Here is a 24,321-nt window from a genome sequence, read left to right as displayed (position 1 = left end):
CCGCGAGCAACGCGCGGATCACTGCGGTGAGTCCAGGCGGTAGCCGACGCCCCGGACGGTACGGATCAGGGTGGGCGAGGACGGCACGTCCTCGACCTTGGCGCGCAGCCGCTGCACGCAGGCGTCGACGAGGCGCGAGTCACCGAGGTAGTCGTGCTCCCAGACCAGCCGCAGCAGCTGCTGGCGGGAGAGCGCCTGGCCGGGCCGGCGGCTCAGTTCGAGCAGCAGCCGCAGCTCGGTCGGCGTGAGCTGCAGGTCCTCGCCGTTCTTCGTCACGGTCATGGCGGCCCGGTCGATGACCAGGGAGCCGAAGCTCGCCGAGTCGCTCGACTCGCGCTCGCCGCGGCGCAGTACGGCCCGGATCCGGGCGTCGAGGACCCGGCCCTGGACGGGCTTGACCACATAGTCGTCGGCTCCGGACTCGAGGCCGACGACCACGTCGATGTCATCGCTGCGCGCGGTGAGCAGGATGATCGGCAGCTGGTCGGTGCGGCGGATCCGCCGGCACACCTCGAAGCCGTCGATCCCGGGCAGCATCACGTCCAGCACGATCAGATCCGGCCGCTGCTCGCGCAGCAGTTTCAGGCCGTCCTCGCCCGTCGCCGCAGTGGCCACACGGTGGCCCTGGCGAGACAGGGAGAGTTCGAGGGCCGTGCGGATGGCGTCGTCGTCCTCGATCAGCAACAGGAAAGGCACGGGCTCATTCTGTCCCATCGGTAGTCGGGAGTTCGACCGTCGCGCGACGTGATCCTGTCGCGGTCCTGTCAGAAGTCGCTGTGACACGGCTGTGACAGTCGACGGACACCCCGGTTAAGTCGGAGGGGCAATCTTCTGTCAACGCACAACGGACCGAAGCAGACACACTCCACGACGGGGGGCGCGAGATGAACACGCTGCACAGCACCACGACCAGCGCGGTTGTCACGCGGCTGCACGATGTGAACCGCCGGGCGGGTGTCCGTACGGTGGCGGTCGCCCGTCCCCGGCCGGCCCACGTCGTAGCCATTGACGCAAACCAGTACCAGGCGGTTCCCGCCGCCGAGCAGGCTCCTTCCTCCACCTCGGAGGCGGAGTTCACGGCGTACGTCCAGGAGCGGCGTGCCGCCCTGTACGCGACGGCCTTCCACCTCACCGGCGACCGGTACGAGGCCGAGGACCTGCTGCAGAGCGCGCTGTTCTCCACGTACCGCGCCTGGGACCGGATCAGCGACAAGGCGGCCGTCGGCGGCTACCTGCGCCGCACGATGACGAACCTGCACATCAGCGCGTGGCGTCGGCGGAAGCTCAACGAGTACCCGACGGAGGAGCTGCCGGAGACGGCCTCCGACACGGACGCGATGCGCGGTACGGAGCTGCGCGCGGTGCTGTGGCAGGCGCTGACCCGTATCCCGGAGCCGCAGCGCACGATGCTGGTGCTCCGTTACTACGAGGGCCGCACGGACCCGGAGATCGCGGAGATCCTCGGCATCAGCGTCGGCACGGTGAAGTCGAGCATCTGGCGCTCGCTGCGCCGCCTGCGGGAGGACGAGGCGCTCAGCTTCGGCCGTGACGAGGCGGAGTCCTTCGAGGAGCTCGTCGCGTAACGCGGCACACACAGAAGCCATCGGGCCAGGGGGCCCGTCCTACGGGGGTGGGGCGGGGGCCGCGGGGGGAAAAGGCGGGATCGAGCGGACGGGGGTCCGCCTGATCCCGCCTTTTCATATGTCCGGTGCGCCGCCCGCGGGCCGCGCGGACGGGCGGGTCACAGGCGCTTGGCGCTGCGCAGGGCGGCGGCGTAGTAGCCGTTGCCGTCGAGCCGGGAGGCGCCGCCCTTGTCACCGATGGTGGGGCCGTTGGCCTCTTCCCGGCTCGATATGAAGATCTTGTGCCCTTCGGTGTCGTTGCCGAGGTACATGCCGGTGTGGTCCAGCCGGTCGCCGGTGCGCGCGTCGAGCTTGAAGAACACCAGGTCGCCCGGCTGGAGGACGTCGATGGAAGCCGGCCGGTCCTGCGGGCCGACGCCCTTGAGGGCCAGGATGTCCACGCCGGCCTTCGAGCGGGCCATTCCGTTGGCGGTGCGCGGGAGTCCGGTGCCGCCGGTGTCGGAGGCCATCAGGGGGAAGCGGCCGCGGTAGCCGAAGACCGTGCGGATGAAGCCGGAGCAGTCCAGGGCCCGGTGCTTGGCCTTCTCCGGCTGTTCCGTGGTGCCGTTGCGGAAGGTGTACGGGATGCCGAGGTAGTCGTAGAAGTCCGACTGCTCCAGGCGGAGGTCGTTGCCCTCGGAGCCCTTCGGGTTGAGCGGTCCGAAAGCCGCGTCGCCCGCGTACTGGACGCCGGCCGCGTCCTTCTTGACGGGTGCCTGGTCCGCGTACTGGAAGGCGATGGCGAAGAGGTCGTCCTCCTCGCTCCCGTAGTACTTCTTGAACCAGTCCTGGAACCACTGCTCGCGCTCCGCCCCGCTGCGCCAGCTCTCGGGGAGCAGGCGGACCCAGTTGTCGGTGACGACGCGGGTCTTGGTGGTGGCCGGCTCGGCGAAGGTACGGCTCTTGCCGGTGAGCGAAGCGGTGCGCGCGCCGTCCGTGAAGGTGGCGAGGACGGCACCGTCCGCGCCGCGCAGGACCGAGCGCTCCGGGTTCTTCAGCCGCTCCCACTTCTGGGCGCCCTGCTGGGCGCCGGCCTGCTGCGCCTGGTCGGTGACGCGCAGCACCTCGGGGGCCTTGGCCTGCTCCTCCTTGCGCAGCTCGTAGGTGAAGTACGCGCTGCCGGCCAGCAGGAGCCCCACGACGGCGGCGTGCAGGACGGGGCGGGTGCGGCGGGCGGGCTTGGCGGTCATCGGTGTGCTCCGGGCGGTGCGGGGGTCGGGCCGGCGTCGGTCGGGCGTCGGTCAGGCGTGCGGCATGAAGCCGAGGAGGATGCCCGAGGTCAGGACGACGTACGTCATGAGGGTCGCGGAGCCGGTGGCGAGCAGGGTGGCGCCCTTGGGCTGGCGGACGAGCTGATAGGCGATCAGTCCGGGGACGATGAAGCCGAGGGTCTGGTTCGCGTACAGCAGGGGGAACTTCATCTGGAGCACGATCACCACCGTGGCCTGGAGGAGCACTCCGATGAGGACGACGGCGGCGAACAGGCGCTTGCCGTAGAGGATGACGAACTTCTGGGTGACGAGGGTGAGTGCGTACGTCAGGGCGGTGATGCCGACGACGAGCGCGGCGCGCTGCAGGTCCTCGATGAGGGTGAGCGCGAGCCAGCCGGGGGTGATCATGCCGCCGGGCGAGAGGTTCGTCGTCAGGTAGCAGAGCAGGGAGAACAGCAGGCCCAGCGCGATGCCGATCGCGGCGATCTCGGGGGTGAGGACTGCGGGGATCAACGGGGGTCTCCTGGGCTCTGCCACTGCGGGTTCGGGTCGGGCTCGTACGGGTGGGGCTCGTACGGGTCGGGCTCGTACGGGTGGGGCGGCCAGGGCTGCCCGTGCGGTCGCGGCTGCTGTGGGTGGGGGACCTGGTGCCACGGTCCGTCCGGCTGCTGCGGGTACGGGCCCTGCCCCGGGTACGAGCCCTGCCCCGGGTACGGGTTCTGCGCCTGGTAGGGGCCCTGCGCCTGGTACGGCGGTCGGCCCTGGGGGGCGGGCGGAGTGTGCTGCTGCGGCGGGTGGACGTACTGCCGCGGCACGGGAGGCGGCGCGAACCTGGCTTCCTGGGCGGCGGTGAGGTCGGCGTACGGGTCCAGGTGCGGGACGTAACGCGGCTGGGCGGGGGCGGCCTGCCGGGGTACGGCGGGCTCGCGGTCCGGGGCCACCGCGTGGGGCTCCTCCTGGTCGGGCTCGTCCTCGAAGCCGGGGAGTTCCGCCAGGTGTTCCAGGAGGATCTCGCCCTGGCCGTGGATGTTGCCGATGGCGACCAGCGAGGAGGTGTCGCCCAGGTGGCCGAGCAGCTCGTTCATGAACTCCTCGCCGTCGCGCTGGTCGCCGCCGAGGTCGACGGCGCGTCCGCGCCACTCGGCCGGGATCGCGTCGATGGCGCTCTTGGCCGGGTGCCCGATCACGAAGACCTTGTCGGGCATCAGGTCCGGGACGATCGCGCCCATCTGGCCGTTGCGCTCGACGCGGTCCGGGCGGCAGTTGATCACGACGTTGAGGGGGCGGTCGACGGCGCCGAGGTCGAGGAGCTGGTTGATGTTCATGAGCGTCGACTCGGGGTCGTTCGCGGCGAAGACGTTGGCGAAGCGCACCCGCTTGCCGCCGGGGGCCACGTACCGCTCGACGGAGAGCACGCCGGGGTCCGGCGGGGCGTCGTACATCCCCTGGAGGGCGGTCTCGCGGTCGACGCCGAGGAGCTCGGCGACGGTGAGCGCGATGGCGACGTTCTCCTTGAAGGTGAACCAGCTGAAGCCGCGCAGCTCGTCGTCGCTGACCGTGTCGGGGTCGGCGTACACGAGCGTGCAGTTCCTCGCGTCGGCCTCCTCCTGGAGCACGTGGAAGCGCTCCTTCTCGGCGGTGACACAGATTCCGCCGTGCGGCATCGACCGCGACAGGGAGCGCGCGATGTCGTCGAGGGTGGGGCCCATCTCGGCGACGTGGTCCTCACGGACGTTGCACAGCACGCCGATGGTCGACTGGATCAGCTTGGACTGGTTGATCTCCTGGAGTGCGGGCATGACCGCCATGCACTCCATGACCAGGGCGTGCGGCCGGTAGGCGGCGGCGCGCCGGACGATGCCGATCTGTTCGACGACGTTGGCGATGCCGAACTTCCGGTAGACGGGCTCCTCGGTGGCGTCCGGGTGGATGAAGCGGGCCGCGGTGCCGGTGGTCTTGGCGACCGTCACCAGACCGCCGCCGCGCAGGGCGCCCGCGCACAGCCGGGTGATGGAGCTCTTGCCGCGGATGCCGTTGACCAGCACCCGGTTCGGTATGTGCGCGAGGTTGGCGTAGTGCCGGCGCTGCTCGACGACGCCCGCGACGAGCATGACCAGGCAGCAGAAGAGCAGCACGCAGTAGAGGAAGAGCACGGTGGATCAGTTCCTTCCGGCCGGGGTGGCACGGCCGGGCGTCCGGCCGGTGCTGCCGCCGGCGGCGTCCCGCTTGCGCTGCTCCAGCAGTTGCAGGCGGATGACTTCGAGGCTGCGGGTGACGGCGCCGACCTCGTCGTGGTGGGTCGGGTAGACGACGGTGCGGCGGTCGCCGTCGGCCAGGGACTCCGCACGCCGGGCGAGGTCCCGCAGCGGCCGCACCACGATGATGTGGATCCAGCCGAGGCAGGCGACGGCGCCCGTGAGTCCGAGCAGTCCGGCCAGGACGGTGCGGTTCTGCGCGGTGTAGGCGGGGATCTCCAGGCCCTTGGCCGGCTGCCAGGTGACGACGGTCCAGTCCAGGGGCTGGGCCGCGCCTCCGCCGGTCATCGGCGCCGCGGCGGCGATGACGACGCCGCCGTCGCGCAGCAGGGCGCTCTTGGCGCGCGGGCCCTTGTCCGACTCCTCGTCGGCACCGCTCTTCTCTCCGGCGGAGCTCTTCTCGCCGGCGGAGCTCACGAGGGCGTCGAGCTTGGCTTCCGACAGCGGTGCGAAGGCCAGGTAGCCGTTGTTGCCGCCGATCACCCGGTGCTTGGCGTCGACGACGCGGACCTCGCCCAGGCCGGGCCGCTTGAGCAGGGCGTTGAGGAAGTCGATGCGCAGCTCGCCGACCACGGCGGCGCCGGCCAGGCCGGCCGCCTCGGCGTATTCGGTGATGACGGGCCGGTTGCCGCTGTCGACCAGCGTCAGGGGCTGCTTCGAGGGGCCCTGGCCGGCGGGGTGGTGGGGCTTGCCGCCGGCGCGGGCCAGGACGGTGCCGTCGGCGCTCAGGACGTAGAGGGATTCGTAGCGTCCGTGCTGGTTGCGGGTGCGCTCCAGCAGCTTGGTCAGGTCGGCGGGAGTGGTCTTGTCGCTGATGACGGAGGCGACGGAGGTGAGGTCGGCGTGTCCTTCGTTCAGGGCGCGGCGTACCCGGTCGGCCAGGGTGTCGGTGCGTTCGCGCTGGTCGTCGACGATCGTCCTGGGGACGGCGACGGAGGCCCCCGCGCGGTTGAGCGTCAGCAGGAGCGGCGCCGACCAGACGAGGAGCAGGATCCCGCACACCCCGAGGAGGGCGCGGGTCCCGATCCGGGAGCGGCGGCCCCCGCGGGGGCCGCCGGTCTCCGCCGCGGGCTCGCCGAGGAGCTGGCGGCGCAGCCGGTCGAGGGCGGCGCCGATGCGGGCGGCCTCGCCGTACTTCGGCACGGTGACGGGCCGGTTCAGGTCGCCGCGGCCGATCCGGCGGCTCTCCAGGAACAGCCGGAGCAGCGGGCGCTGCACGGTGGTCACGAGCAGGGCCACGGCCAGTGCTCCGAGCACGAGCAGGGCGGCGGACGCGGCGATCCAGAAGAAGGAGTCGACGGCGGCGGTACGTTCCTCCGCGACGCCGACGAACGAGACGACGGTGAGGCCGAGGGCGGTCGCGTCGGTGCCCACACCGGGCTGCGAACCGGTGAGCTTCGCATAGCCGGCCACGGAGCGGTGACCGTCCCGGGAGTCCCCGAGGAGGCTGCCGCTGACGCCCGCGAAGCCGCCGGAGCCGGGCTCCTTGGACTGGAGGGGGTGCCGCGCGGCCTTCTCGGCGACGGTCTTCGCGAACTTCGCGAGCTGCTTCTTCTCCTGCCCGGAACCACTGATGCCGTCACTGCCGAGGACCTGGCCGGAGGAGTCGAGGACGGCGATGGCGCGGGACTTGCCCAGGCTGATGCTTGGGACCTTCAGGCTGCTGGAGGCGACCAGGAGCTGCTGGGGGCGGTCGGGCCAGGACAGCAGGGCGAGGGTGAGCAGGCGGGTCTCGCCGTTCTCCAGCCGGACCATGCGGGGGGCGAGGCCGTTCTCCCCGTCGAGCGCGGTCAGGTCGAGGGCGGTCAGCGGGAGGTTCTCGCCGCGCTGCGCCTCCAGGCGGCCCGACTTGATCTCGATCACGGCCGTGCCGCGCCACTTCTGGTAGACGCTGCCGAGCTTGTCGAGCACGGAGTCGGGCGAGACCGGTTGGCCGGAGCTGAACAGGGAGGCGGTCCTGCCGATGTCCGTGATGCTCTCGTCCAGGGAGGCGCGCAGGGCGATGGCGCCGTCCTCCGCGAAGTACTGCTGGGAGGTGAGGACGGCGGGCGGTACGGTCTCCCTGCCGACGTGGCCGAGCTGGAACGCGGTGAGGGCGGCGAGGGCCAGCAGCAGGGCGGACAGGGCCGCGATGGGCGGACGGATGCCGCCCAGCAGCGACATGTCGGCCCGACGGCGGTTCCGGTGCCGCCGCTTCCATACCGACGCGGCCAACGCGGGCTCCTCTTCGTTCTGTCCTGGAGCCGGTGCGGCCTAGGGAGTGTGATGATCTGGGCTTACAGGGCGCGGCGGGTGCCGCGAGGGCCTCGGGGGCGTCCGGTCAGCGCGGGCCGGTCCGCCGGCGGCGCCCTGTGACGGGCGGGCCAGGATGAAGAGCGGAGGAACGGAAACCGGAGTGCATCACTCCGATATTTTCGTATGACTATGAGCGCTCCACCGACCAGGCGAATAACGATTGCGGTTCTGTGCGGCGTTTTCATCGCCCTTTGTGCCGTTTTGATGCTTCGGCCGGAGAGCTCGGGCAGCGCACCCCCGGCCCGCCCGGCCGGCCCGGCTCCCCAGCACTCCGCCGACCCCGGCCTGGAGCGGCGGATCGCCGACTTCACCGCCGGCTTCAGCGGACGCGGCGGCTACCGCACCCCCACGGACCAGGAACGACTGGCGTTCACCAAGGCGTTCGGCCACCTGCTCGACGGCGATGCGGAAGCGGCGCGGACCGGCTTCTCCGAGATCGACTTCACCCTCCGCACCGTCACGGACGGCGCCGGCGGACGCCGGTACGCCGAGGTGGCGGACGGGGTGAGTGAATCGGGCCACACCAGCCGCGGCTGGGGCCGGATCTACGTCGACCTGGACCGGCCCGCACGCTGGTCGGTCCAGGTACCCCACCCCGTCGCCGACAGCCGGACCGAACTCCTCGGGGCACGGGTGCTGCGCGGCGCACCCGGCGGGGTGCTGGTGCTCGCGGGTGCCCACCGCGATGCGGGCGAGGACGGGGCAGCGGACGTCGCACACCGCGACGACTCGGTCTTCCACGCCGTGGTGGAGGAGCTGGCGCGGCGGAACCTGCCGGGGGTCCAGCTGCACGGATTCGCCGACGAGTCGTTCCGCGGGCGCGACGCGGTGGTCTCCACGGGAGCCGGCGACAGCGCTCTCGCGGACGCGGAACAGCTGACCGCCGCGCTGCGGCGCGACGGCCTGGAGGTCTGCACGGCGTACTCCGCGCGCTGCAAGCTGGCGGGCCGGGAGAACGAGCAGGGCAGGACCGCCGCCGACCGGCAGTCCCGCTTCCTGCACGTCGAACTGAACAAGACGCTCCGCGGCGACGACCGCGGCCTCGACCGGGCCGCGGCCGCGATCACCACCCTGACGGACCGCTGGTCCCGCCGGTGAGGGTGCCCGCAGGCTAGGCCGGGGTCGCCGTGCGGTGGCGGCCCGCCGCGGCGGCCGCCAGGCGGCCGAGCGCCTCGTCGCCGGCGCAGGCGTGCGCGCCCAGGGCCACGTGGCGGGCCACGATGCCGCGTTCGGCGCGCATCAGCCGCAGGCCCCTGCGCAGCAGGAACGGCACCGACTTGCGGCCCTCCCGCAGGTCACGGGCCAGCCTGCGGCGGAAGGTCGTCGAGGGGCGCCCCCGCAGGCAGATGGCGTCCGCGAGGAGGCCGAGCTCCTGGCAGCGGGCGGCCACGTCGGCGGCGAAGATGCCCTCCGCGATGAACAGCGGGGTGCGGGCGATGTCCAGGCTCTCGGTGCCCGTGCGGGCACTCGTCGCGATGTCGTAGACGGGGACGTCGGTCCGCCCCGCCGCGCACAGTTCGGCGATCGCGGCGACCGCCGCGTCCGCGTCCCAGGACAGCGGGGAGTCCCAGTCGATGTCGGAACTGCCGTCGACGAGCGGGAGGGTGGGGTCGACGCCCTCCTTGTAGAAGTCGTCGAGGCGCAGCACGGGCAGCCCTGAGCGGGCGGCCAGGGAGGATTTTCCTGAGCCCGACGGACCGGTCAGCAGGACGACACGGGTCGGCGAAGTAGAGGGGGAGCTCACGGGACACCAGTCTGAACCATTCCCCCGGGTAGGGGATCCTCCCGGTGACCGGTTGGTGTCCAGGAACACACCTCAACTACGCTGCGTGCGCACGCGACCACGACCTCAGGCGGGATCTCCATGGCACGTCACGCAGCCCCTTCCCTTCCGAACCGGCTCCGCAGCGCCGGACTGACCGTCTCGATGGCCGGTGCGGCCCTGGCGATGGCCGCGGGCGGCGCGCAGGCCGGTGAGCTCGACGTCCCGGCCGCCCTGGCCGGGGTCACCGACCCGATCGCGAACCTCAAGGTGAACCCGCTCGCCCACACCGGCGTGGACCCCCTGGACAACGGCGTCGCCACCCAGGTCGCGGACTTCCCGTCCGTCGGGACCGGGATGGTCACCGGCATCCTGACCCAGGGACCGTCGGTCGGCGAGCTGCCGACCGCCGCCGCCTCCTCGCTGCTCGGACCGGTGCTCCCGAAGAAGTAGGCACGGCGAAGGGTACGGCGAGCAGCCACGGCGAAGGGTACGAGAAGGCCCCGGCAGCGCGGGGGACGCTGCCGGGGCCGGTCTCGTACGGGGCCTGTCCCAGGAGGACTAGTAGGACGAGCCGCCCGCGCCCAGCGACCCGGTGGGGTGCCAGACGGTCTTGGTCTCCAGGAACGCCGTCATGCGCGACGTGCCCGGGTCGGCGCTCCAGTCGTCCACAGGCTGTGGACGCAGGACGCGCTTGAGGTTGTCGGCCGCCGCGATCTCCAGCTCCTTGGCCAGCGCCGTGTCGGCCCCCGCCAGGTCGATCGCGTTGACGTCCTGGTGCGACGCCAGGTGCGGGCCCATCTCGCCAGCCTTGCCGGACAGGATGTTGACCACGCCGCCGGGCAGGTCGGAGGTGGCGAGCACCTCGCCCAGGGAGAGGGCCGGCAGCGGGGACTTCTCGCTGGCGATGACGACGGCGGTGTTGCCCGTCGCGATCACCGGCGCGATCACCGAGACCAGGCCCAGGAAGGACGACTCCTGCGGGGCGACGACGGTGACGACACCGGTCGGCTCCGGGGTGGAGAGGTTGAAGAACGGGCCCGCGACCGGGTTGGCCCCGCCCACGATCTGCCCGATCTTGTCGGTCCAGCCCGCGTACCAGACCCAGCGGTCGATGGCCGCGTCGACGACCGCGCCGGCCTTCGACTTGGACAGGCCCTCGGCCTCGCCGACCTCGCGGACGAACTGCTCGCGGCGGCCCTCCAGCATCTCGGCGATGCGGTAGAGGATCTGCCCGCGGTTGTACGCGGTCGCGCCGGACCAGCCGCCGAAGGCCTTGCGGGCCGCGACGACGGCGTCACGCGCGTCCTTGCGGGAGGACAGGGGGGCGTTGGCCAGCCACTTGCCCTTGGAGTCCGTCACTTCGTACACCCGGCCGCTCTCGGAGCGGGGGAACTTGCCCCCGACGTACAGCTTGTAGGTCTTGAAGACGTTCAGACGGGTCGACTCAGACATCGAGGTAGCCCTCCAGGCCGTGGCGGCCGCCCTCGCGGCCGAAGCCCGACTCCTTGTAGCCGCCGAAGGGCGAGGTCGGGTCGAACTTGTTGAACGTGTTGGCCCAGACGACTCCGGCGCGGAGCTGGTTCGCGACCGCGAGGATGCGCGAGCCCTTCTCCGTCCAGATGCCGGCGGACAGTCCGTACTGGCTGTTGTTGGCCTTGGCGACGGCCTCGTCGGGCGTACGGAAGGTCAGCACGGACAGCACCGGGCCGAAGATCTCGTCGCGGGCGACGGTGTGCGCCTGCGTGACGTTCGTGAAGAGCGTCGGGGCGAACCAGTAGCCGGAGGACGGCAGCTCGCACGCCGGGGACCAGCGCTCGGCTCCCTCGGCCTCGCCGGTCTCCGCGAGCGCGGTGATCCGCGCGAGCTGCTCGGCGGAGTTGATCGCGCCGATGTCGGTGTTCTTGTCGAGCGGGTCGCCCAGGCGCAGCGTGGAGAGGCGGCGCTTGAGGGAGTCCAGCAGTTCGTCGTGGATCGACTCCTGGACCAGCAGCCGGGAGCCCGCGCAGCAGACCTGTCCCTGGTTGAAGAAGATGCCGTTGACGATGCCCTCGACGGCCTGGTCGATGGGGGCGTCGTCGAAGACGATGTTGGCGCCCTTGCCGCCCAGCTCCAGGGTGACCTTCTTGTCGGTGCCGGCGACGTGGCGGGCGATCTTCTTGCCCACGGCGGTCGAGCCGGTGAAGGCGACCTTGTTGACGTCCGGGTGCTCGACGAGGGCCGCGCCCGCGTCGCCGTATCCGGTGAGGATGTTGACGACACCCTTGGGCAGGCCCGCCTGGCGGCAGATGTCCGCGAAGAACAGCGCGGAGAGGGGGGTCGTCTCGGCGGGCTTCAGCACGACGGTGTTGCCGGTGGCGAGCGCCGGGGCGATCTTCCAGGCCAGCATCAGCAGGGGGAAGTTCCACGGGATGACCTGGCCGGCCACGCCGAGCGGGCGCGGGTTCGGGCCGTAGCCCGCGTGGTCGAGCTTGTCGGCCCAGCCCGCGTAGTAGAAGAAGTGCGCGGCGACCAGGGGGAGGTCCGCGTCGCGGGTCTCCTTGATCGGCTTGCCGTTGTCCAGGGTCTCCAGGACGGCGAGCTCGCGGCTGCGCTCCTGGATGATCCGGGCGATGCGGAAGAGGTACTTGGCGCGCTCGGAGCCCGGCAGCGCGGACCAGGAGGCGAAGGCCTTACGGGCGGCCTTGACGGCGCGGTCCACGTCGGCGGCGCCCGCCTGGGCGACCTCGGCGAGGACCTCCTCGCTGCTCGGCGAGACGGTCTTGAAGACCTTGCCGTCGGCGGCGTCGGTGAACTCACCGTCGATGAAGAGCCCGTAGGAGGGGGCGATGTCGACGACCGAGCGGGACTCGGGAGCCGGTGCGTACTCGAATACAGATGCCATGGTGATCAGTCCACCGTCACGTAGTCGGGACCGGAGTAACGGCCGGTGCTCAGCTTCTGGCGCTGCATCAACAGGTCGTTGAGCAGGCTGGAGGCGCCGAAGCGGAACCAGTGGTTGCTCAGCCAGTCCTCGCCCACGGTCTCGTTGACCAGGACCAGGAACTTGATCGCGTCCTTGGTGGTGCGGATGCCGCCGGCCGGCTTCACGCCGATCTGGATTCCAGTCTGCGCGCGGAAGTCGCGTACGGCTTCGAGCATGAGCAGGGTGTTCGCCGGAGTGGCGTTGACCCCGACCTTGCCGGTCGACGTCTTGATGAAGTCGGCGCCCGCGAGCATGCCGATCCAGGAGGCGCGGCGGATGTTGTCGTAGGTCGACAGCTCACCGGTCTCGAAGATGACCTTCAGGCGCGCGGCGCTGCCGTCCTCGCGGACGCAGGCCTCCTTGATGGCCTTGATCAGCTCGTACGTCTCCAGGTAGCGGCCGGCGAGGAAGGCGCCACGGTCGATGACCATGTCGATCTCGTCGGCGCCCGCGGCGACGGCGTCACGGGTGTCCGCGAGCTTGACGGGCAGGGCGGCGCGGCCGGCCGGGAAGGCGGTCGCGACGGAGGCGATCTTGACGTCGGCGCCGTTCAGCGCGGCCTTCGCCGTGGCCACCATGTCGGGGTAGACACAGACGGCGGCCGTCATCGGGGTCGTACGGTCGGTCGGATCGGGATGGACGGCCTTGGCGGAGAGCGCCCGGACCTTGCCCGGGGTGTCCGCGCCTTCCAGCGTCGTCAGGTCGATCATCGAGATGGCCAGGTCGATGGCGTACGCCTTGGCCGTCGTCTTGATCGAACGGGTGCCGAGGGAGGCCGCGCGGGCCTCCAGGCCGACAGCGTCGACGCCGGGCAGCCCGTGCAGGAAGCGGCGCAGCGCACTGTCGGACGTCGTCACGTCAGCGAATGCGGTGAGGGTGGTGGGCATGGTCACCAGATGAGCATATCTACGCGCGTAGCGACCTGTCACCCCCGCACCCGGATCCGCTATGGAATCGACACCTCCACTCTCCGTTACGAGCCCATGACAGGAGCAAGATCTTCCGCGCGAACAAGATCCGTAACTTTGTTCTCAGCAGCCCGCCAGACACTCAACCGGCTCTCACCGAAAGAGAAAACCGCGGCATGCGACTCTCCTCCACTTTCCTGACACAACGCTTCAAGGAGTCGTTATGCGTACCGCCCTCCGTGCCTCCATCGCCACCGCCGTCCTCGCGGGTGCCCTCCTCGCCCCGGTCGCGGGCACCGCGTACGCCGCCACCCCGCAGGCCGGCCCGGCCGCGTCCGTAGCGGGCAACGACCACGAAGCGGGCACGCGGATCGACATCGCGCCCGGGTTCGCCGCCGTGGTGCGGAACACCGCCGACGGCCCGGAGGCCGAGATCCTGGCCCTCGGTTCGGGGGAACCGGACGCCTTCCCGACCCGCTCCCTCGGGCTGCTGACCCCGGGTGGGCCCTCCGTCTCGGCCAACGGGCTGGAGCTGAAGCTGGTCAAGAGCGGCAAGGGCCACGCCCTCACCGCGACCAAGGACGGCGCGACCAAGTCCTTCCCGCTGCCGGCGGGAACGACGGGCCCGGCCGACTGCGTCTCCGAGGTCAAGCAGATCGACCTCGGCGCCGGGCTCCTGGCCGACCTGACCATGTCCCCCGAGGGCCCCAAGGCCGTCATGCACGGCGCCGAACCCGGCGACACCTGGACGCAGACCCTCACCCGGACCAACCCCCAGGGCAGCCCGGACTACTTCTCCCGCATCGACAACCCGAGCGGCGCCAAGCCCGTCTTCGAGTGGAAGACCCAGGGCGGCCCGCACGTCCCCTCCCACTTCGCGACCTTCCCCGCCCTCCCCAAGGGCTGCGCCCCCGCGTACCCGGTCCACGACGACGAGTCCACGACGTGCGTCTCCGAGGTCAAGCAGATCAACCTCGGCGCCGGGCTCCTGGTCGACCTGACCATGTCCTCCGAGGGCCCCGTGGCCATCATGTACGGCGACCGACCCGGCGAGAGCTGGACGCGGACCCTCAACCGGTTCAGCCCCCAGGGCAGCCCGGACTACTTCTCCCGCATCGACAACCCGAGCGGCGCCAAGCCCGTCTTCGAGTGGAAGACCCAGGGCGGCCCGGACGTGCCGTCCCACTTCGCGGCCTTCCCCGCCCTCCCCAAGGGCTGCACCCTCGCGTACCCGGTCACCGAGGAGACCCCGGCCCCGAAGCCCGAGCCCTCCACCGCGAAGCCGGTGACCGCCACGAACGTCTCCGCCCAGACCACCGGCCAGACCACCGTCGTCCCCCGGGGATCCGTCGCCGCGGGCGCCGAGATCGCCTCCGAGGACACCGACGACAGGACCACCGTCGCGGCCGGCGCCGGCCTCCTCGCGATCTTCGCCGTGCTCGGTGCGACCGTCCTGCGCCGTCGCCGCAGCCACAGCTGACGAACGGCCGCCCCGCGCGGCCCCCGCGTCACCCGACCTCTCGGCGGGCCACCCTCGTGGTGGCCCGCCGGACCCCGTTTCAGGAGCCCCGCATGTCCCGCGCCGCCCTCCGCGCCACCGCACTGCTCGCCCCGCTCGCCCTCGCCGCCCTGACCGGCTGCGGCGGCGCCCCCGTCGCCGGCCCGGCACCGGCTCCGCACGTCACCCCGGCGTCCGCCGTTCCGGCCGATGCCCCGGCCGCCACCGCCGCACCGATGCCCGCCTCCGCGCCCGTACGCGTACGGATCCCCTCGGCCGGGGTGGACGCCTCCCCGGTGCTGGGGCTGGGGCTGGCCGCCGACGGCACCGTCGAGGTGCCCTCGGTGGCCGACGCCGACAAGATCGGCTGGTACACCAAGGGCGTCACGCCCGGCCAGACCGGTCCCGCCGTGCTGATCGGCCACTTCGACACCGCGCGCGGCCCGGCCGTGCTCAAGGACGTCTCGCGCGTGCGCACCGGCGAGGAGATCACCGTCTCCCGGGCGGACGGCACCACCGCAGTCTTCCGCGTCCGGGAGCTGGAACAGGTCGGGAAGAAGGAGTTCCCGACCGCCAAGGTGTACGGGGACACCGCCCGCCCCGAGCTGCGCGTCATCACCTGCGGCGGCGAGCTCACCGACGGCCACCGGCCCGACAACATCATCCTGTACGCCGATCTCGTGGGCTGATACACCCAGGCGGCGCAGTGGGGCAGAATCGACCGCATGAGCAGCCAGCAGCCGACCGACGAGCCGGTGTACGCAGACCGGGTCTACCGATCCTCCATGGGCGTCGTCTCGGGGGTACTGCTGCTCGCGCTGACCGCCTGGCTGTGCGGCGACGCCGTGCTGCGGGGCTCCGGCAGCACCCCGTGGATCGGACTGGCGGTGGCGCTGTGCGTCGTACCGCTGATCGTCGCGTTCACGATCCGCCCGGCCGTCTTCGCCAACGAGGACCGCATGCGCGTGCGCAACCCCTTCCGGATCATCGAGCTGCCCTGGGCGGCCGTGGACGCGGTGCGCGCCGGGTACTCGGCCGAGGTGCTGGCCGAAGGGTCGAAGTACCAGCTCTGGTCCGTGCCGGTGTCGCTGCGGGAGCGGAAGAAGGCCAACCGGCAGCAGATGCGCCGCAATGCGATCGACCGCCGCGACCCGGGCAGCACGGGTGGCCCCAGCGCCCGGTCCCGTACCTCCGCCGCCGCCTCCGAACCGATGCGGGCCGATGCCGACCGGATCGTCGACGAGCTCCAGGGACTGGCCGAGCTGAACGCCGCGCGGCCGGGCGCGCAGGGCAGTGTGCGCGTGCGCTGGTCGTACGAGATCATCGCGCCCGCCCTGGTCGGCGCGCTGTTCCTGATCGTCCTCATCGCCACGCGCTGACCGGCCAGGACACCGGGTCCGATCCGGTCGGGTGCTCCCCGCCACACCCCCTCCGGGCCGGAACCGGGGCTACCGGGTGATGCGTCCTCGCAGGTGTGCAGCGTCATGAGGCCGGCGAAAGCGCCGCCACCGCGATCCACCTCCGTCTGCGACTCCTGGCCGGGGTCCTGCTCGCCGCCCATTTCGTGGTCGTCGGCTGGCTGACTCTGCGGCCGCTGGACGTGCCCTGGGCCGCGGCGGCCAATCTGAGCCCGCTGGAGGGGATCACGGCGGATCTGGCCCTCGGGCCGCTGGAAGCCGCCCGGCAGATCGGCGAGGGGCTCGCGCTGCTGGCCCCGCTCGGGGTGCTGGTGCCGTTGATCAGCGGACGGCTCGCGCCGTCGGCCCTGTCCGCGTGGTCCTCGCTGGCCCGGACGGCAGCCGCGGGCGCGCTGGTCTCGGTGTGCATCGAGATGCTGCAGACCGCGGTTCCGGGGCAGGTGGTGGACGTGGACTCGGTGCTGCTGAACACCGTCGGTGTGGTGCTCGCGCACGTGGCCGTCGTACCGGCGCTGCGGGCCCGGCTGAGGCGCTCACACACCGTTTATCAGGGGGATACCCCGAAGATTTCCAGGGTCGGGCTCGGCCCCTGGACCGACGTCCTGTCGGCGGTCCAGCGGGAGTATTGAGCTATCGCAGAAAGCGATACCGACGAAGGAGAATCTCATGAGCGCCCTGGTCCGCCCCCGTGACGGCCGCTGGATCGGCGGAGTCTGCGCCGGACTGGCGCGGCGTTTCGGAATTTCGACGAACGCGATGCGCGCCATTTTCGTCGTCTCGTGCCTGCTGCCGGGCCCGCAGTTCCTGATCTACATAGCGCTGTGGGTGCTGCTGCCGAACGAGAAGCCCGCTTCGGCCGCCTGGTAGTCCGGCGGCCGGCGGTCGGCGGGCCGTCCGGTCAGCCGGCCCGCCGGACCTTCTGGATCTTCTCCAGCTGCTTGTCGGCCACTTCCTGCGGCACCAGCGCCTTCTGCTGGGCCGCCCCCGCCGCATTGAGGGCCGTCAGCCGCACGACGGTGTCGCCCTCGCGTACGACGACCAGGTGGACCTGCGCCGAGACGCCCTGGGCGGCGGCGGTCATGGTCCAGCTGACGCTCTCGTCGCCGCCCGTGCGGTAGTCGGCGGGGCGCACCTCGCGGTAGGCGCCGGTCTGCTTCTCGACCGTGGCCGAGAAGCCCGAACCGCAGGCGGCGACGGCAGCCTTGAGCCGGGCGATCAGTGCCTTGGCGTCGCTCTCGGAGTAGGAGCTGACGGTGGCGGAGACGGCCAGCCCGAGCTGCTTCTGGGAGCCGACGCCGCGGCTGATGGTCTCGCGCGCGGTCGGGTCCGGCTTGTCGCCCATGATGTCGGCCAGCGGCTGGCAGGCCTTCTTGTCGGCCTGCGGCTGGCCGTCCGGGGCATGGGGGTTCTTGCCCTGGGCGGAGACCTGGTAGCCGGGCAGGTCGCCCTGTGCCAGCGCGGACCGCTCAAGCCTGCTGCCACCGGTCTTCGGCGCGACCGGTCCCGACGCCACGGCGGAGGGCGCCGGGGCTGCGGGTGCGGCGGAGGCGCTGCCCGCGGAGCCCTTGGGATCGGGAGCCTCGCCCGTCGCGGGGGTGTGCGTGGTGCTGCACCCCACCGCCCCGAGCAGCAGGGTGGGGACCAGCGCGACCATCGTCGCTCGTGCCTTCATGCGCATGACCGAGAACCTCGTACCCAAGACGTCGGCGGGCAGTTGGTGGCGATCGTGGCACACGGCGCGGCGGGACACATGCCCGATCGAGGGGCATGCACCCACCGCACGCGCGTACGAATTCGCGGCTGGGGCAGCGTCAGCTACCGAGGCCGTTCAGGGCGCCGGTGAGCGGGGTCAGGGCTCCGGTGATCTGGGTGGTGGGGTCGCTCGACTGCTGGGCCTCGCCGCCCACCTGCTGCTGGCTGGTGGCACCCTGGAGCATGCCGGTGGCGGAGCCCAGCGCGTCGGTGAGGCCGATCGCCGGGACGGCGGCGGAGGCGGTACCGGCGGCGACCGCGGCAAAGGCGGCACCGAGAACGGCGGTACCGAGGGTCTTGGCAGCTGACTTCTTCATGAAAAGTTGTCCTTGCGACGGGGAATTGAGCGGCTCCGCAAACTAGTCACTTCAAACCCCCGTCCGCAAACATCCTTAAATACGAGAAAGCGCCCGGGGATTCTCCCTCCCGGGCGCTTCCGCTATGTCATGCCACGGCCTACGCCGATACAGAACCCCTGGTGGAAGCGGTCTGCTGGAACAGCCACTCCGACTTCAGCTCCGCATAACCGGGCTTGATCACTTCATTGATCATGGCCAGTCGTTCATCGAAAGGAATGAACGCGGACTTCATCGCATTGACGGTGAACCACTGCATGTCGTCGAGGGTGTAGCCGAAGGTGTCGACCAGGTGCTCGAACTCGCGGCTCATGCTGGTGCCGCTCATCAGGCGGTTGTCCGTGTTGACCGTGAGCCTGAAGTGCAGCTTGCGCAGCAGGCCGATCGGGTGCTCGGCGTACGAGGCGGCCGCGGCGGTCTGCAGGTTCGAGGTCGGGCACATCTCCAGGGGGATGCGCTTGTCCCTGACGTACGAGGCCAGGCGGCCCAGGGTCACGGAACCGTCCTCCGCGACCTCGATGTCGTCGATGATCTTCACGCCGTGGCCGAGGCGGTCGGCGCCGCACCACTGCAGGGCCTGCCAGATCGACGGCAGGCCGAAGGCCTCGCCCGCGTGGATGGTGAAGTGGTTGTTCTCGCGCTTGAGGTACTCGAAGGCGTCGAGGTGGCGGGTGGGAGGGAACCCGGCCTCGGCGCCTGCGATGTCGAAGCCGACCACGCCGTTGTCGCGGTAGCGGTTCGCCAGCTCGGCGATCTCCAGCGCGCGGGCGGCGTGGCGCATCGCGGTCAGCAGGGCGCCGACGCGGATGCGGTGGCCGTTGGCCTTCGCGCGGCGCTCGCCCTCGCGGAAGCCGTCGTTCACGGCCTCGACGACCTCTTCGAGGGAAAGGCCGGCTTCCAGGTGCTGCTCGGGCGCGTAGCGGATCTCGGCGTACACGACGCCGTCCTCGGCCAGGTCCTCGGCGCACTCGGCGGCGACCCGGAAGAGGGCGGCCTTCGTCTGCATGACCGCGCAGGTGTGCGCGAAGGTCTCCAGGTAGCGAGGCAGGGAGCCGGAGTCGGCGGCCTCGCGGAACCAGATGCCGAGCTTGTCGGCGTCGGTCTCGGGGAGGTTCTCGTAACCGACCTCACGGGCCAGCTCGATGATGGTCCCGGGACGCAGTCCACCGTCGAGGTGATCGTGCAGCAGCACCTTCGGGGAACGACGGATCTGATCCGGGGTCGGCAGGTTGGGGGTCTCGCTCGTCATCTGCGCACTCTACTCCTACGCGCGTAGAGCGGAATGTCCCCGGCGGGCGTCGATATGTAACAGAGACCGCGCGGACGGATGGCGTACACCTGAAGGTCTGAGACTGTTCCGCCATGGCACAGCATGCGCCGCCGGCGCGCGGGGCCCGCCTGGGGCGGGCGGCCGGCGCGAGAACCGGCTCGGGTTCGACGGAAAGCGCGGTCAACGGGGTGGTGCTCCTGCTCCCCGGGGCCTCCAGGTTCTCGCCGGGTCCCATGCGTCCGCTCGCGCGGGCGCTGGCCCGGGCGGGCGGGGCGGAGGGGCTGGTCACGCACATGGTCATCCACGGCGGGGACTCCGCCCGGGAGGACCAGGCGGGGTGGGCCGCGGACGAGGCGGTGCGGCGGTACGGGGACGTGCCGGTGTGCCTGGCCGGCTACGACGCGGGGGGCCTGGCCGCGCTGCGGGCGGCGGGGCACGGGGCCGTCAACTCGGTCGTGGTGATCGCCCCTTGCTTGGAGGAGGCGGCCCGGGCCGGCTCCCCTGAACCGGTGAAACAGCTGTCGGGACGGCAGGTGTTGATCGTGCACGGCACCAACGACGCGCGCAGCGACCCGGAGGCCTCCTTCCGGCTGGCGGCGCGGGCGAAGAAGGCGAATCGTTCGACCTGCCGCTTCGAGGTGCATTCGGACGGGCACGGGCTGCGCGAGCACCAGCCGGAAGTGGTGGCACTGGCCGTGGACTTCATCCTGGGCGCGGTCTCCTCGGGGCGCTACTCGCGGCCGGTGACCGACGCCCTGGCCGCACCCCCGCCACTGGGCCTGCGGATGCCGCTGGCCTCGGGCTTCGGGAGGTCGCTGAGGCGGTGATCCACGGGACCGGCGCAGCGCGCGTACCGTGGGAAGCGGACTCGGGGTGCTGCACGACTCCCGGAGGCGACCGGCCATGAGCGGATTGGTCCACAAGAACTTCGACAAGCCGGACGAGACGCGGCCCTTCGAGGCCGGCACGGGCAGGCTGGACCTCTTCAACACCGAGGGCGGGGCGGTGGGGCGCGCGGTCTTCGAGCCGGGCTGGCGCTGGTCGCTGCACATCAAGCCGCTGGCCGGCACGGACAGCTGCCGCTCCGCCCACACCGGGTACGTCGTGAGCGGCCGGATGAAGATCGTCATGGACGACGGGGAGAGCGCCGAGATCGGCCCGGGCGACTTCATCCAGATCGCCCCCGGGCACGACGCCTGGGTCGTGGGTGACGAGCCGTGCGTGGCGCTGGACTGGACCGGCTACAGCGACTACGCGAAGCCGGCCGCCGGCTGATGGTTTCGGGGTCGCGCCAGTCCGTCCGTACCCGCCGCTCCGCCCCCTCACGGTCGGATGGCACCGATGGATCTGGCGCGACCACCACGGCGGGCCGCGGGCTCAGCAGGACACGGGCCCCCGTGCTCGCCTGGGTGTCCTCTGCCGCATACCGCGCTTCCCCCTCACGCCGTGCTGCCACTGTGCCTGTTCGGCATATGCCGATGGCGGCCGTCCAGGCGTCGTCTTGCCGCCTTGCGGGAACACGAGGGGTTTATAAATGCGTACAACTCGGGACGCATACGCATATGCCTGCCGAGGAATCCGGGCCGGCCGGAGCGGCCGGGGAGCTGAGCCCCGCCGCCCGGCGCCTGTACGCGTACGCCGTCGAGCGGCACGCCTTTGACCTGTGCGAGGCCACCGGGGCCCTGGGCGTGCGCGCGGCCGCCGCGATCACCGAGCTGGCCGCCGCGCACCTGCTCCAGCGGGCCCCGGGCGACGAGCCGGACCGCTGGAGCGCGGTGGCCCCCCGGGCCGCGGCGGCCCGGGCCCTGGCCCCGCTGGCCCTGCTCGTACGGGAGACCCACGACGAGATGGACCGGCTGCGCGGGCGGCTGGAGGCGCTGGTGCCGGCGTACGAGGCGGGGACCGCGCACCGGGACCTCAGCACATCGGGCCGGCTGGAGCTGGTCACGGACCTCGGGGCGGTACGGGGGCTGATCGCGGAACTGGTCGCGGCGTGCGAACGGGAGCTGCTGACCTCGCAGCCGGGCGGGGGCCGCCCGCTGGAGACGCTGGAGGAGTCGATCGGGCGGGACGAGTCGCTGCTGACGCGCGGGGTCCGGATGCGCACGATCTACCAGCACACGGCACGCTACTCACGGCCCACGGCGGCGTACGTCGAGCGGGTGACGGCACTGGGCGCCCAGGTACGGACCCTGGGCGACGGGCTGACGCGGATGCTGATCTTCGACGACCACACGGGCCTGATGGCGGTGCCGGACCGCAGCGGGGCGGCGCTGGTGGTGCGGGAGCCGAGTGTCGTGCACTTCATGACGGCGACCTTCGAGCGCTCCTGGGTGGGCGCGGAGCCCTTCCCCACGTCGGTGAGTCCGGAGGCGGCCCGGTCGATCTCGGACGAGCTGCGGCAGACGATCGTCCGGCTGCTGTCGGAGGGGCTGGAGGACAAGGTGATCGCGCGGCGGCTGGGCATGTCGGAGCGGACGTGCCAGCGGCACATCGCCGAGATCATGCGGGCGGTGGGCGCCAAGTCCCGCTTTCAGGCCGGCTACTTGCTGTCCCCGACCCGCCCGCCGGACCCGTAAACACCCGGGGGCAACTCCCCTCCCGCCCGGGCGGGGCGGAATCGGCCCGGCCGGGCGGGAGGGGGATGGCCCGGTTAGGGCAAGGGTTCCAGTTCGGGGATCAGGCGGCCACGGCGGGAGAGGAGGAAACGCTTGAACTCCGCCACCGGCGGGGTGTCGGGGTGGCCGTCGAGCCAGGCGAGGCCGATCTCGCGGACGGCGCGCGGGGCGGTGACCGTCAGCTCGACGACGCCGGGGCGGGCCACGGCCGGGGGTGGCAGCAGGGCCACGCCGAGGCCGGCGGCGACCAGGCCGCGCAGGGTCTCGGCCTCCTCGCCCTCGAAGGCGATCTTCGGGGTGAACCCGGCCTCCGCGCACAGGTCGTCGGTGATGCGGCGCATGCCGTAGCCGGGCTCCAGGGTGACGAAGGTTTCCTCGGCGGCCTCGGCGAGGCGGATGCGCTTGCGGGTCGCGAGCCGGTGGTCGTCCGGGACCACCAGCCGCAGCCGCTGTTCGTCGAGGCGCCGGGCGACCAGGTCGGGGGCGTCCGGCAGCGGGGAGGTCAGGCACAGGTCGAGTTCGCCGGCCCGGAGCTTCTCCAGCATGGCCTCGCCGTAGTTCTGGACGAGGGAGAAGCGGATGCGCGGGTGGTCGGCGCGGAAGGCGCGGATGAGGCCGGGTACGGTCTCGGACCCGAGGGTGTGCAGGAAGCCGAACGCCACCTTGCCCGCCGCCGGATCGGCGTCCTGCTGCACGGATTCGGCGGCGCGGCCGATCTCCGTGAGGGCCTGCTCGGCCGAGGCCAGGAAGGTGCGGCCGGCCGTGGTGAGGGCGACCGTACGGCCCTTGCGGGCGAACAGCGTGACGCCCAGGTCCTGTTCGAGCCGGACCATGGCTCGTGACAGGGTGGACTGCGGGACGCCCAGCTCGTGGGCGGCGCGGGTGACGTGCTCGTGGCGGGCGACGGCGGCGAAATAGGCCAGCCGCGGCGCGAGCAAGGTTGTCACAGCCATGTCTTCTACGTAACGGTTCATCGACATCCACGCCTCTGAGCTGGGTTGATGCATCAGTGGATCGATTATCGCGATTCTGTGCATTGGACGCATGAAAATGACAGGCCTACCGTCGAAGCATGCCTCCCGTTCATACCGGGGCACCCGTCATCCCGGGTGCCTCCACCCCGTCGTCCCCCGCAGCGCAGCCCCTCTCCCCCGGCCGCCCCGGCTACCGCCGGATGAGCCTCGCGCTCTTCGCCGCCGGACTCGCGACGTTCGCCCTCCTCTACTCCACCCAGGCGCTGTTGCCCGCGATCTCCGCCGGATTCGGGGTGACGGCGGGCCAGGCCAGCTGGACGGTGTCCGCGGCCACCGGCGCGCTCGCGCTGTTCGTCCTCCCGCTGAGCGCGCTGTCCGAGCGGTTCGGCCGCACTCGGATGATGACGTACTCGATGGTGATCGCCGTCGGCGTCGGTCTGCTGGTGCCGTTCGCGCCGAACGTGGAGTGGCTGGTGGCGCTGCGCGCCGTCCAGGGCGCGGCGATCGCCGGGATCCCGGCCTCCGCGATGGCGTACCTGGCGGAGGAGGTCAAGCCGAAGGCCCTGGTGGCCGCGATCGGCCTGTTCGTGGCGGGGAACTCCATCGGCGGGATGAGCGGTCGCCTCGTCACCGGCTGGGCGGCGCAGCTGTGGGGCTGGCGGGCGGGCCTGCTGGCCGTCGCCCTGATGGCGCTGGCGTGCGCGGCGGCCTTCCTGGTGCTGCTGCCGCGGGCGCGGTTCTTCCGCCCGGCGTCGCTGAACCCGCGCGCGGTGGGCGCTACCGTCGCCGGTCATCTGCGCGATCCGCTGCTGCTGCGCCTGTACGGGATCGGCGCGCTGTTCATGACGGTCTTCGGCGCGGTCTACACCGTGATCGGCTACCGGCTGGTGGACGAGCCGTTCTCACTCGGGCAGGGCGTGGTCGGGTCGATCTTCCTGATCTACCTGGTCGGCACGGTGTCCTCGGCCGCCGCCGGCAAGCTGGTGGCCCGCACCGGGCGGCGCGGCGCGCTGTACCTGGCCGTGACGACCACGGCGCTCGGGCTGCTGCTGTCGCTGTCCGACTCGCTGGCGCTGATCGTGCCCGGGCTGGTCCTGATCACCGCGGGCTTCTTCGCGGGGCACGCGGCGGCCTCGGCCGCGGTGAGCCGGACGGCGAAGACGGGCCGGGCCCAGGCCTCGGCGCTCTACCAGTCGGCGTACTACCTCGGCTCCAGCGCCGGCGGCACCCTGGGGGCCCTGGCCTACCACGGCGCCGGATGGGCGGCCACGGTCGGCATCGCGCTGCTGGCGGTGCTCGGCGTCGTGTCGATCACCCTGTACGGGTCCCACGCGGCGCGCGCGGAGCGGCGGATGCCGGCGTCGGCCGTGGGCGCGCGCTGACGAAATCTACGCTCCCGCCTCAGGCAACCCCTGCT

25 protein-coding genes are annotated in these 24,321 nt (G+C 71.8%); 12 read left to right on the top strand and 13 right to left on the bottom strand.

The features are described from left to right. Positions 1–18: 18 nt before the first annotated feature. On the bottom strand, positions 19–696 hold the full coding sequence (gene afsQ1 / locus ACZ573_RS01915) for a two-component system response regulator AfsQ1 (protein WP_063754818.1): 678 nt from the start codon (positions 694–696) through the stop codon (positions 19–21). A 188-nt stretch (positions 697–884) separates the two neighbouring features. Here afsQ1 and ACZ573_RS01910 point away from each other — a divergent pair, with 188 nt between their 5' ends. After that, the gene (locus ACZ573_RS01910) at positions 885–1,583 is read left to right on the top strand and encodes a SigE family RNA polymerase sigma factor (RefSeq protein WP_327383605.1); all 699 of its coding nucleotides are present in this window, start codon (positions 885–887) and stop codon (positions 1,581–1,583) included. A 158-nt stretch (positions 1,584–1,741) separates the two neighbouring features. Here the strand turns inward: ACZ573_RS01910 and ACZ573_RS01905 are convergent, their stop codons facing one another. The 4 genes from ACZ573_RS01905 to ACZ573_RS01890 are packed head-to-tail and all read right to left on the bottom strand — an operon-like array spanning position 1,742 to position 7,251. Continuing rightward, a complete protein-coding gene (locus ACZ573_RS01905) occupies positions 1,742–2,812 on the bottom strand; it encodes a C40 family peptidase (RefSeq protein WP_471297733.1) in 1,071 nt (356 codons plus the stop codon). A gap of 51 nt (positions 2,813–2,863) precedes the next feature. Next, positions 2,864–3,346 carry a poly-gamma-glutamate biosynthesis protein PgsC/CapC gene (locus ACZ573_RS01900; RefSeq protein WP_030009641.1) on the bottom strand — a complete coding sequence of 161 codons (483 nt, stop codon included), beginning with the start codon at positions 3,344–3,346 and terminating at the stop codon, positions 2,864–2,866. Next, the gene (gene pgsB, locus ACZ573_RS01895) at positions 3,343–4,986 is read right to left on the bottom strand and encodes a poly-gamma-glutamate synthase PgsB (protein WP_471297731.1); all 1,644 of its coding nucleotides are present in this window, start codon (positions 4,984–4,986) and stop codon (positions 3,343–3,345) included. Before pgsB ends, ACZ573_RS01900 begins: the two co-directional genes overlap by 4 nt. A gap of 6 nt (positions 4,987–4,992) precedes the next feature. Continuing rightward, positions 4,993–7,251: a HAMP domain-containing protein gene (locus ACZ573_RS01890; RefSeq protein ID WP_471299004.1), complete on the bottom strand. Its 2,259-nt coding sequence runs from the start codon at positions 7,249–7,251 to the stop codon at positions 4,993–4,995. A 336-nt stretch (positions 7,252–7,587) separates the two neighbouring features. On the opposite strand from ACZ573_RS01890, the gene ACZ573_RS01885 reads away from it, so the two are divergent. Beyond that, positions 7,588–8,481: a hypothetical protein gene (locus ACZ573_RS01885; RefSeq protein WP_471297729.1), complete on the top strand. Its 894-nt coding sequence runs from the start codon at positions 7,588–7,590 to the stop codon at positions 8,479–8,481. A 13-nt stretch (positions 8,482–8,494) separates the two neighbouring features. Here the strand turns inward: ACZ573_RS01885 and ACZ573_RS01880 are convergent, their stop codons facing one another. Then, complete coding sequence (locus tag ACZ573_RS01880) at positions 8,495–9,196, bottom strand: uridine kinase family protein (protein WP_390799231.1); 702 nt, start codon at positions 9,194–9,196, stop codon at positions 8,495–8,497. Between the two features lie 51 nt (positions 9,197–9,247). Here ACZ573_RS01880 and ACZ573_RS01875 point away from each other — a divergent pair, with 51 nt between their 5' ends. After that, positions 9,248–9,598 carry a hypothetical protein gene (locus tag ACZ573_RS01875; RefSeq protein ID WP_301367034.1) on the top strand — a complete coding sequence of 117 codons (351 nt, stop codon included), beginning with the start codon at positions 9,248–9,250 and terminating at the stop codon, positions 9,596–9,598. A gap of 108 nt (positions 9,599–9,706) precedes the next feature. On the opposite strand, the gene ACZ573_RS01870 is transcribed toward ACZ573_RS01875, so the two are convergent. The 3 genes from ACZ573_RS01870 to deoC are packed head-to-tail and all read right to left on the bottom strand — an operon-like array spanning position 9,707 to position 12,997. Then, positions 9,707–10,600 carry an aldehyde dehydrogenase family protein gene (locus tag ACZ573_RS01870; RefSeq protein ID WP_471297727.1) on the bottom strand — a complete coding sequence of 298 codons (894 nt, stop codon included), beginning with the start codon at positions 10,598–10,600 and terminating at the stop codon, positions 9,707–9,709. After that, positions 10,593–12,029, bottom strand: coding sequence for an aldehyde dehydrogenase family protein (locus ACZ573_RS01865; RefSeq protein WP_033219643.1), 1,437 nt, complete (start codon positions 12,027–12,029; stop codon positions 10,593–10,595). The genes ACZ573_RS01870 and ACZ573_RS01865 overlap by 8 nt, the downstream gene beginning before the upstream one ends. Positions 12,030–12,034: 5 nt before the next feature. Continuing rightward, positions 12,035–12,997, bottom strand: a complete 963-nt coding sequence (deoC, locus tag ACZ573_RS01860) for a deoxyribose-phosphate aldolase (RefSeq protein WP_327266906.1) — start codon at positions 12,995–12,997, stop codon at positions 12,035–12,037. Positions 12,998–13,241: 244 nt separating this feature from the next. Here deoC and ACZ573_RS01855 point away from each other — a divergent pair, with 244 nt between their 5' ends. From ACZ573_RS01855 to ACZ573_RS01835, 5 genes are all read left to right on the top strand, one after another. Continuing rightward, the gene (locus ACZ573_RS01855) at positions 13,242–14,498 is read left to right on the top strand and encodes a hypothetical protein (protein WP_471297725.1); all 1,257 of its coding nucleotides are present in this window, start codon (positions 13,242–13,244) and stop codon (positions 14,496–14,498) included. A gap of 92 nt (positions 14,499–14,590) precedes the next feature. Continuing rightward, a complete protein-coding gene (locus tag ACZ573_RS01850) occupies positions 14,591–15,205 on the top strand; it encodes a class F sortase (RefSeq protein WP_471297723.1) in 615 nt (204 codons plus the stop codon). A 36-nt stretch (positions 15,206–15,241) separates the two neighbouring features. After that, positions 15,242–15,895 (top strand): PH domain-containing protein, encoded by a 654-nt coding sequence (locus ACZ573_RS01845; RefSeq protein WP_471297721.1) that lies wholly within the window; start codon positions 15,242–15,244, stop codon positions 15,893–15,895. A 95-nt stretch (positions 15,896–15,990) separates the two neighbouring features. After that, positions 15,991–16,563 carry a VanZ family protein gene (locus tag ACZ573_RS01840; RefSeq protein ID WP_373042630.1) on the top strand — a complete coding sequence of 191 codons (573 nt, stop codon included), beginning with the start codon at positions 15,991–15,993 and terminating at the stop codon, positions 16,561–16,563. 37 nt (positions 16,564–16,600) lie between these two features. Then, positions 16,601–16,801 carry a PspC domain-containing protein gene (locus ACZ573_RS01835; RefSeq protein WP_033219629.1) on the top strand — a complete coding sequence of 67 codons (201 nt, stop codon included), beginning with the start codon at positions 16,601–16,603 and terminating at the stop codon, positions 16,799–16,801. Positions 16,802–16,832: 31 nt separating this feature from the next. On the opposite strand, the gene ACZ573_RS01830 is transcribed toward ACZ573_RS01835, so the two are convergent. The 3 genes from ACZ573_RS01830 to ACZ573_RS01820 all read right to left on the bottom strand — a co-directional run bounded on the left by ACZ573_RS01830 (position 16,833) and on the right by ACZ573_RS01820 (position 19,291). Further along, complete coding sequence (locus tag ACZ573_RS01830; protein ID WP_471297718.1) at positions 16,833–17,612, bottom strand: hypothetical protein; 780 nt, start codon at positions 17,610–17,612, stop codon at positions 16,833–16,835. A 133-nt stretch (positions 17,613–17,745) separates the two neighbouring features. Continuing rightward, complete coding sequence (locus ACZ573_RS01825; RefSeq protein ID WP_471297716.1) at positions 17,746–18,003, bottom strand: hypothetical protein; 258 nt, start codon at positions 18,001–18,003, stop codon at positions 17,746–17,748. A gap of 139 nt (positions 18,004–18,142) precedes the next feature. Next, positions 18,143–19,291 (bottom strand): adenosine deaminase, encoded by a 1,149-nt coding sequence (locus ACZ573_RS01820; protein ID WP_373042636.1) that lies wholly within the window; start codon positions 19,289–19,291, stop codon positions 18,143–18,145. Positions 19,292–19,404: 113 nt separating this feature from the next. Here ACZ573_RS01820 and ACZ573_RS01815 point away from each other — a divergent pair, with 113 nt between their 5' ends. From ACZ573_RS01815 to ACZ573_RS01805, 3 genes are all read left to right on the top strand, one after another. Continuing rightward, positions 19,405–20,139 carry an alpha/beta hydrolase gene (locus tag ACZ573_RS01815; RefSeq protein WP_471297714.1) on the top strand — a complete coding sequence of 245 codons (735 nt, stop codon included), beginning with the start codon at positions 19,405–19,407 and terminating at the stop codon, positions 20,137–20,139. A 76-nt stretch (positions 20,140–20,215) separates the two neighbouring features. Further along, positions 20,216–20,587: a cupin domain-containing protein gene (locus ACZ573_RS01810; RefSeq protein ID WP_471297712.1), complete on the top strand. Its 372-nt coding sequence runs from the start codon at positions 20,216–20,218 to the stop codon at positions 20,585–20,587. 287 nt (positions 20,588–20,874) lie between these two features. Then, a complete protein-coding gene (locus tag ACZ573_RS01805; RefSeq protein WP_471297710.1) occupies positions 20,875–21,891 on the top strand; it encodes a helix-turn-helix transcriptional regulator in 1,017 nt (338 codons plus the stop codon). Positions 21,892–21,965: 74 nt separating this feature from the next. On the opposite strand, the gene ACZ573_RS01800 is transcribed toward ACZ573_RS01805, so the two are convergent. Further along, positions 21,966–22,940, bottom strand: coding sequence for a LysR family transcriptional regulator (locus ACZ573_RS01800; protein WP_471299002.1), 975 nt, complete (start codon positions 22,938–22,940; stop codon positions 21,966–21,968). A 62-nt stretch (positions 22,941–23,002) separates the two neighbouring features. Here ACZ573_RS01800 and ACZ573_RS01795 point away from each other — a divergent pair, with 62 nt between their 5' ends. After that, positions 23,003–24,286, top strand: a complete 1,284-nt coding sequence (locus ACZ573_RS01795; RefSeq protein WP_471297708.1) for an MFS transporter — start codon at positions 23,003–23,005, stop codon at positions 24,284–24,286. Positions 24,287–24,321: the final 35 nt, after the last annotated feature.

Source organism: Streptomyces sp. NPDC040545 (assembly GCF_055595065.1).
This window is presented reverse-complemented; position numbering and strand designations above follow the sequence as displayed.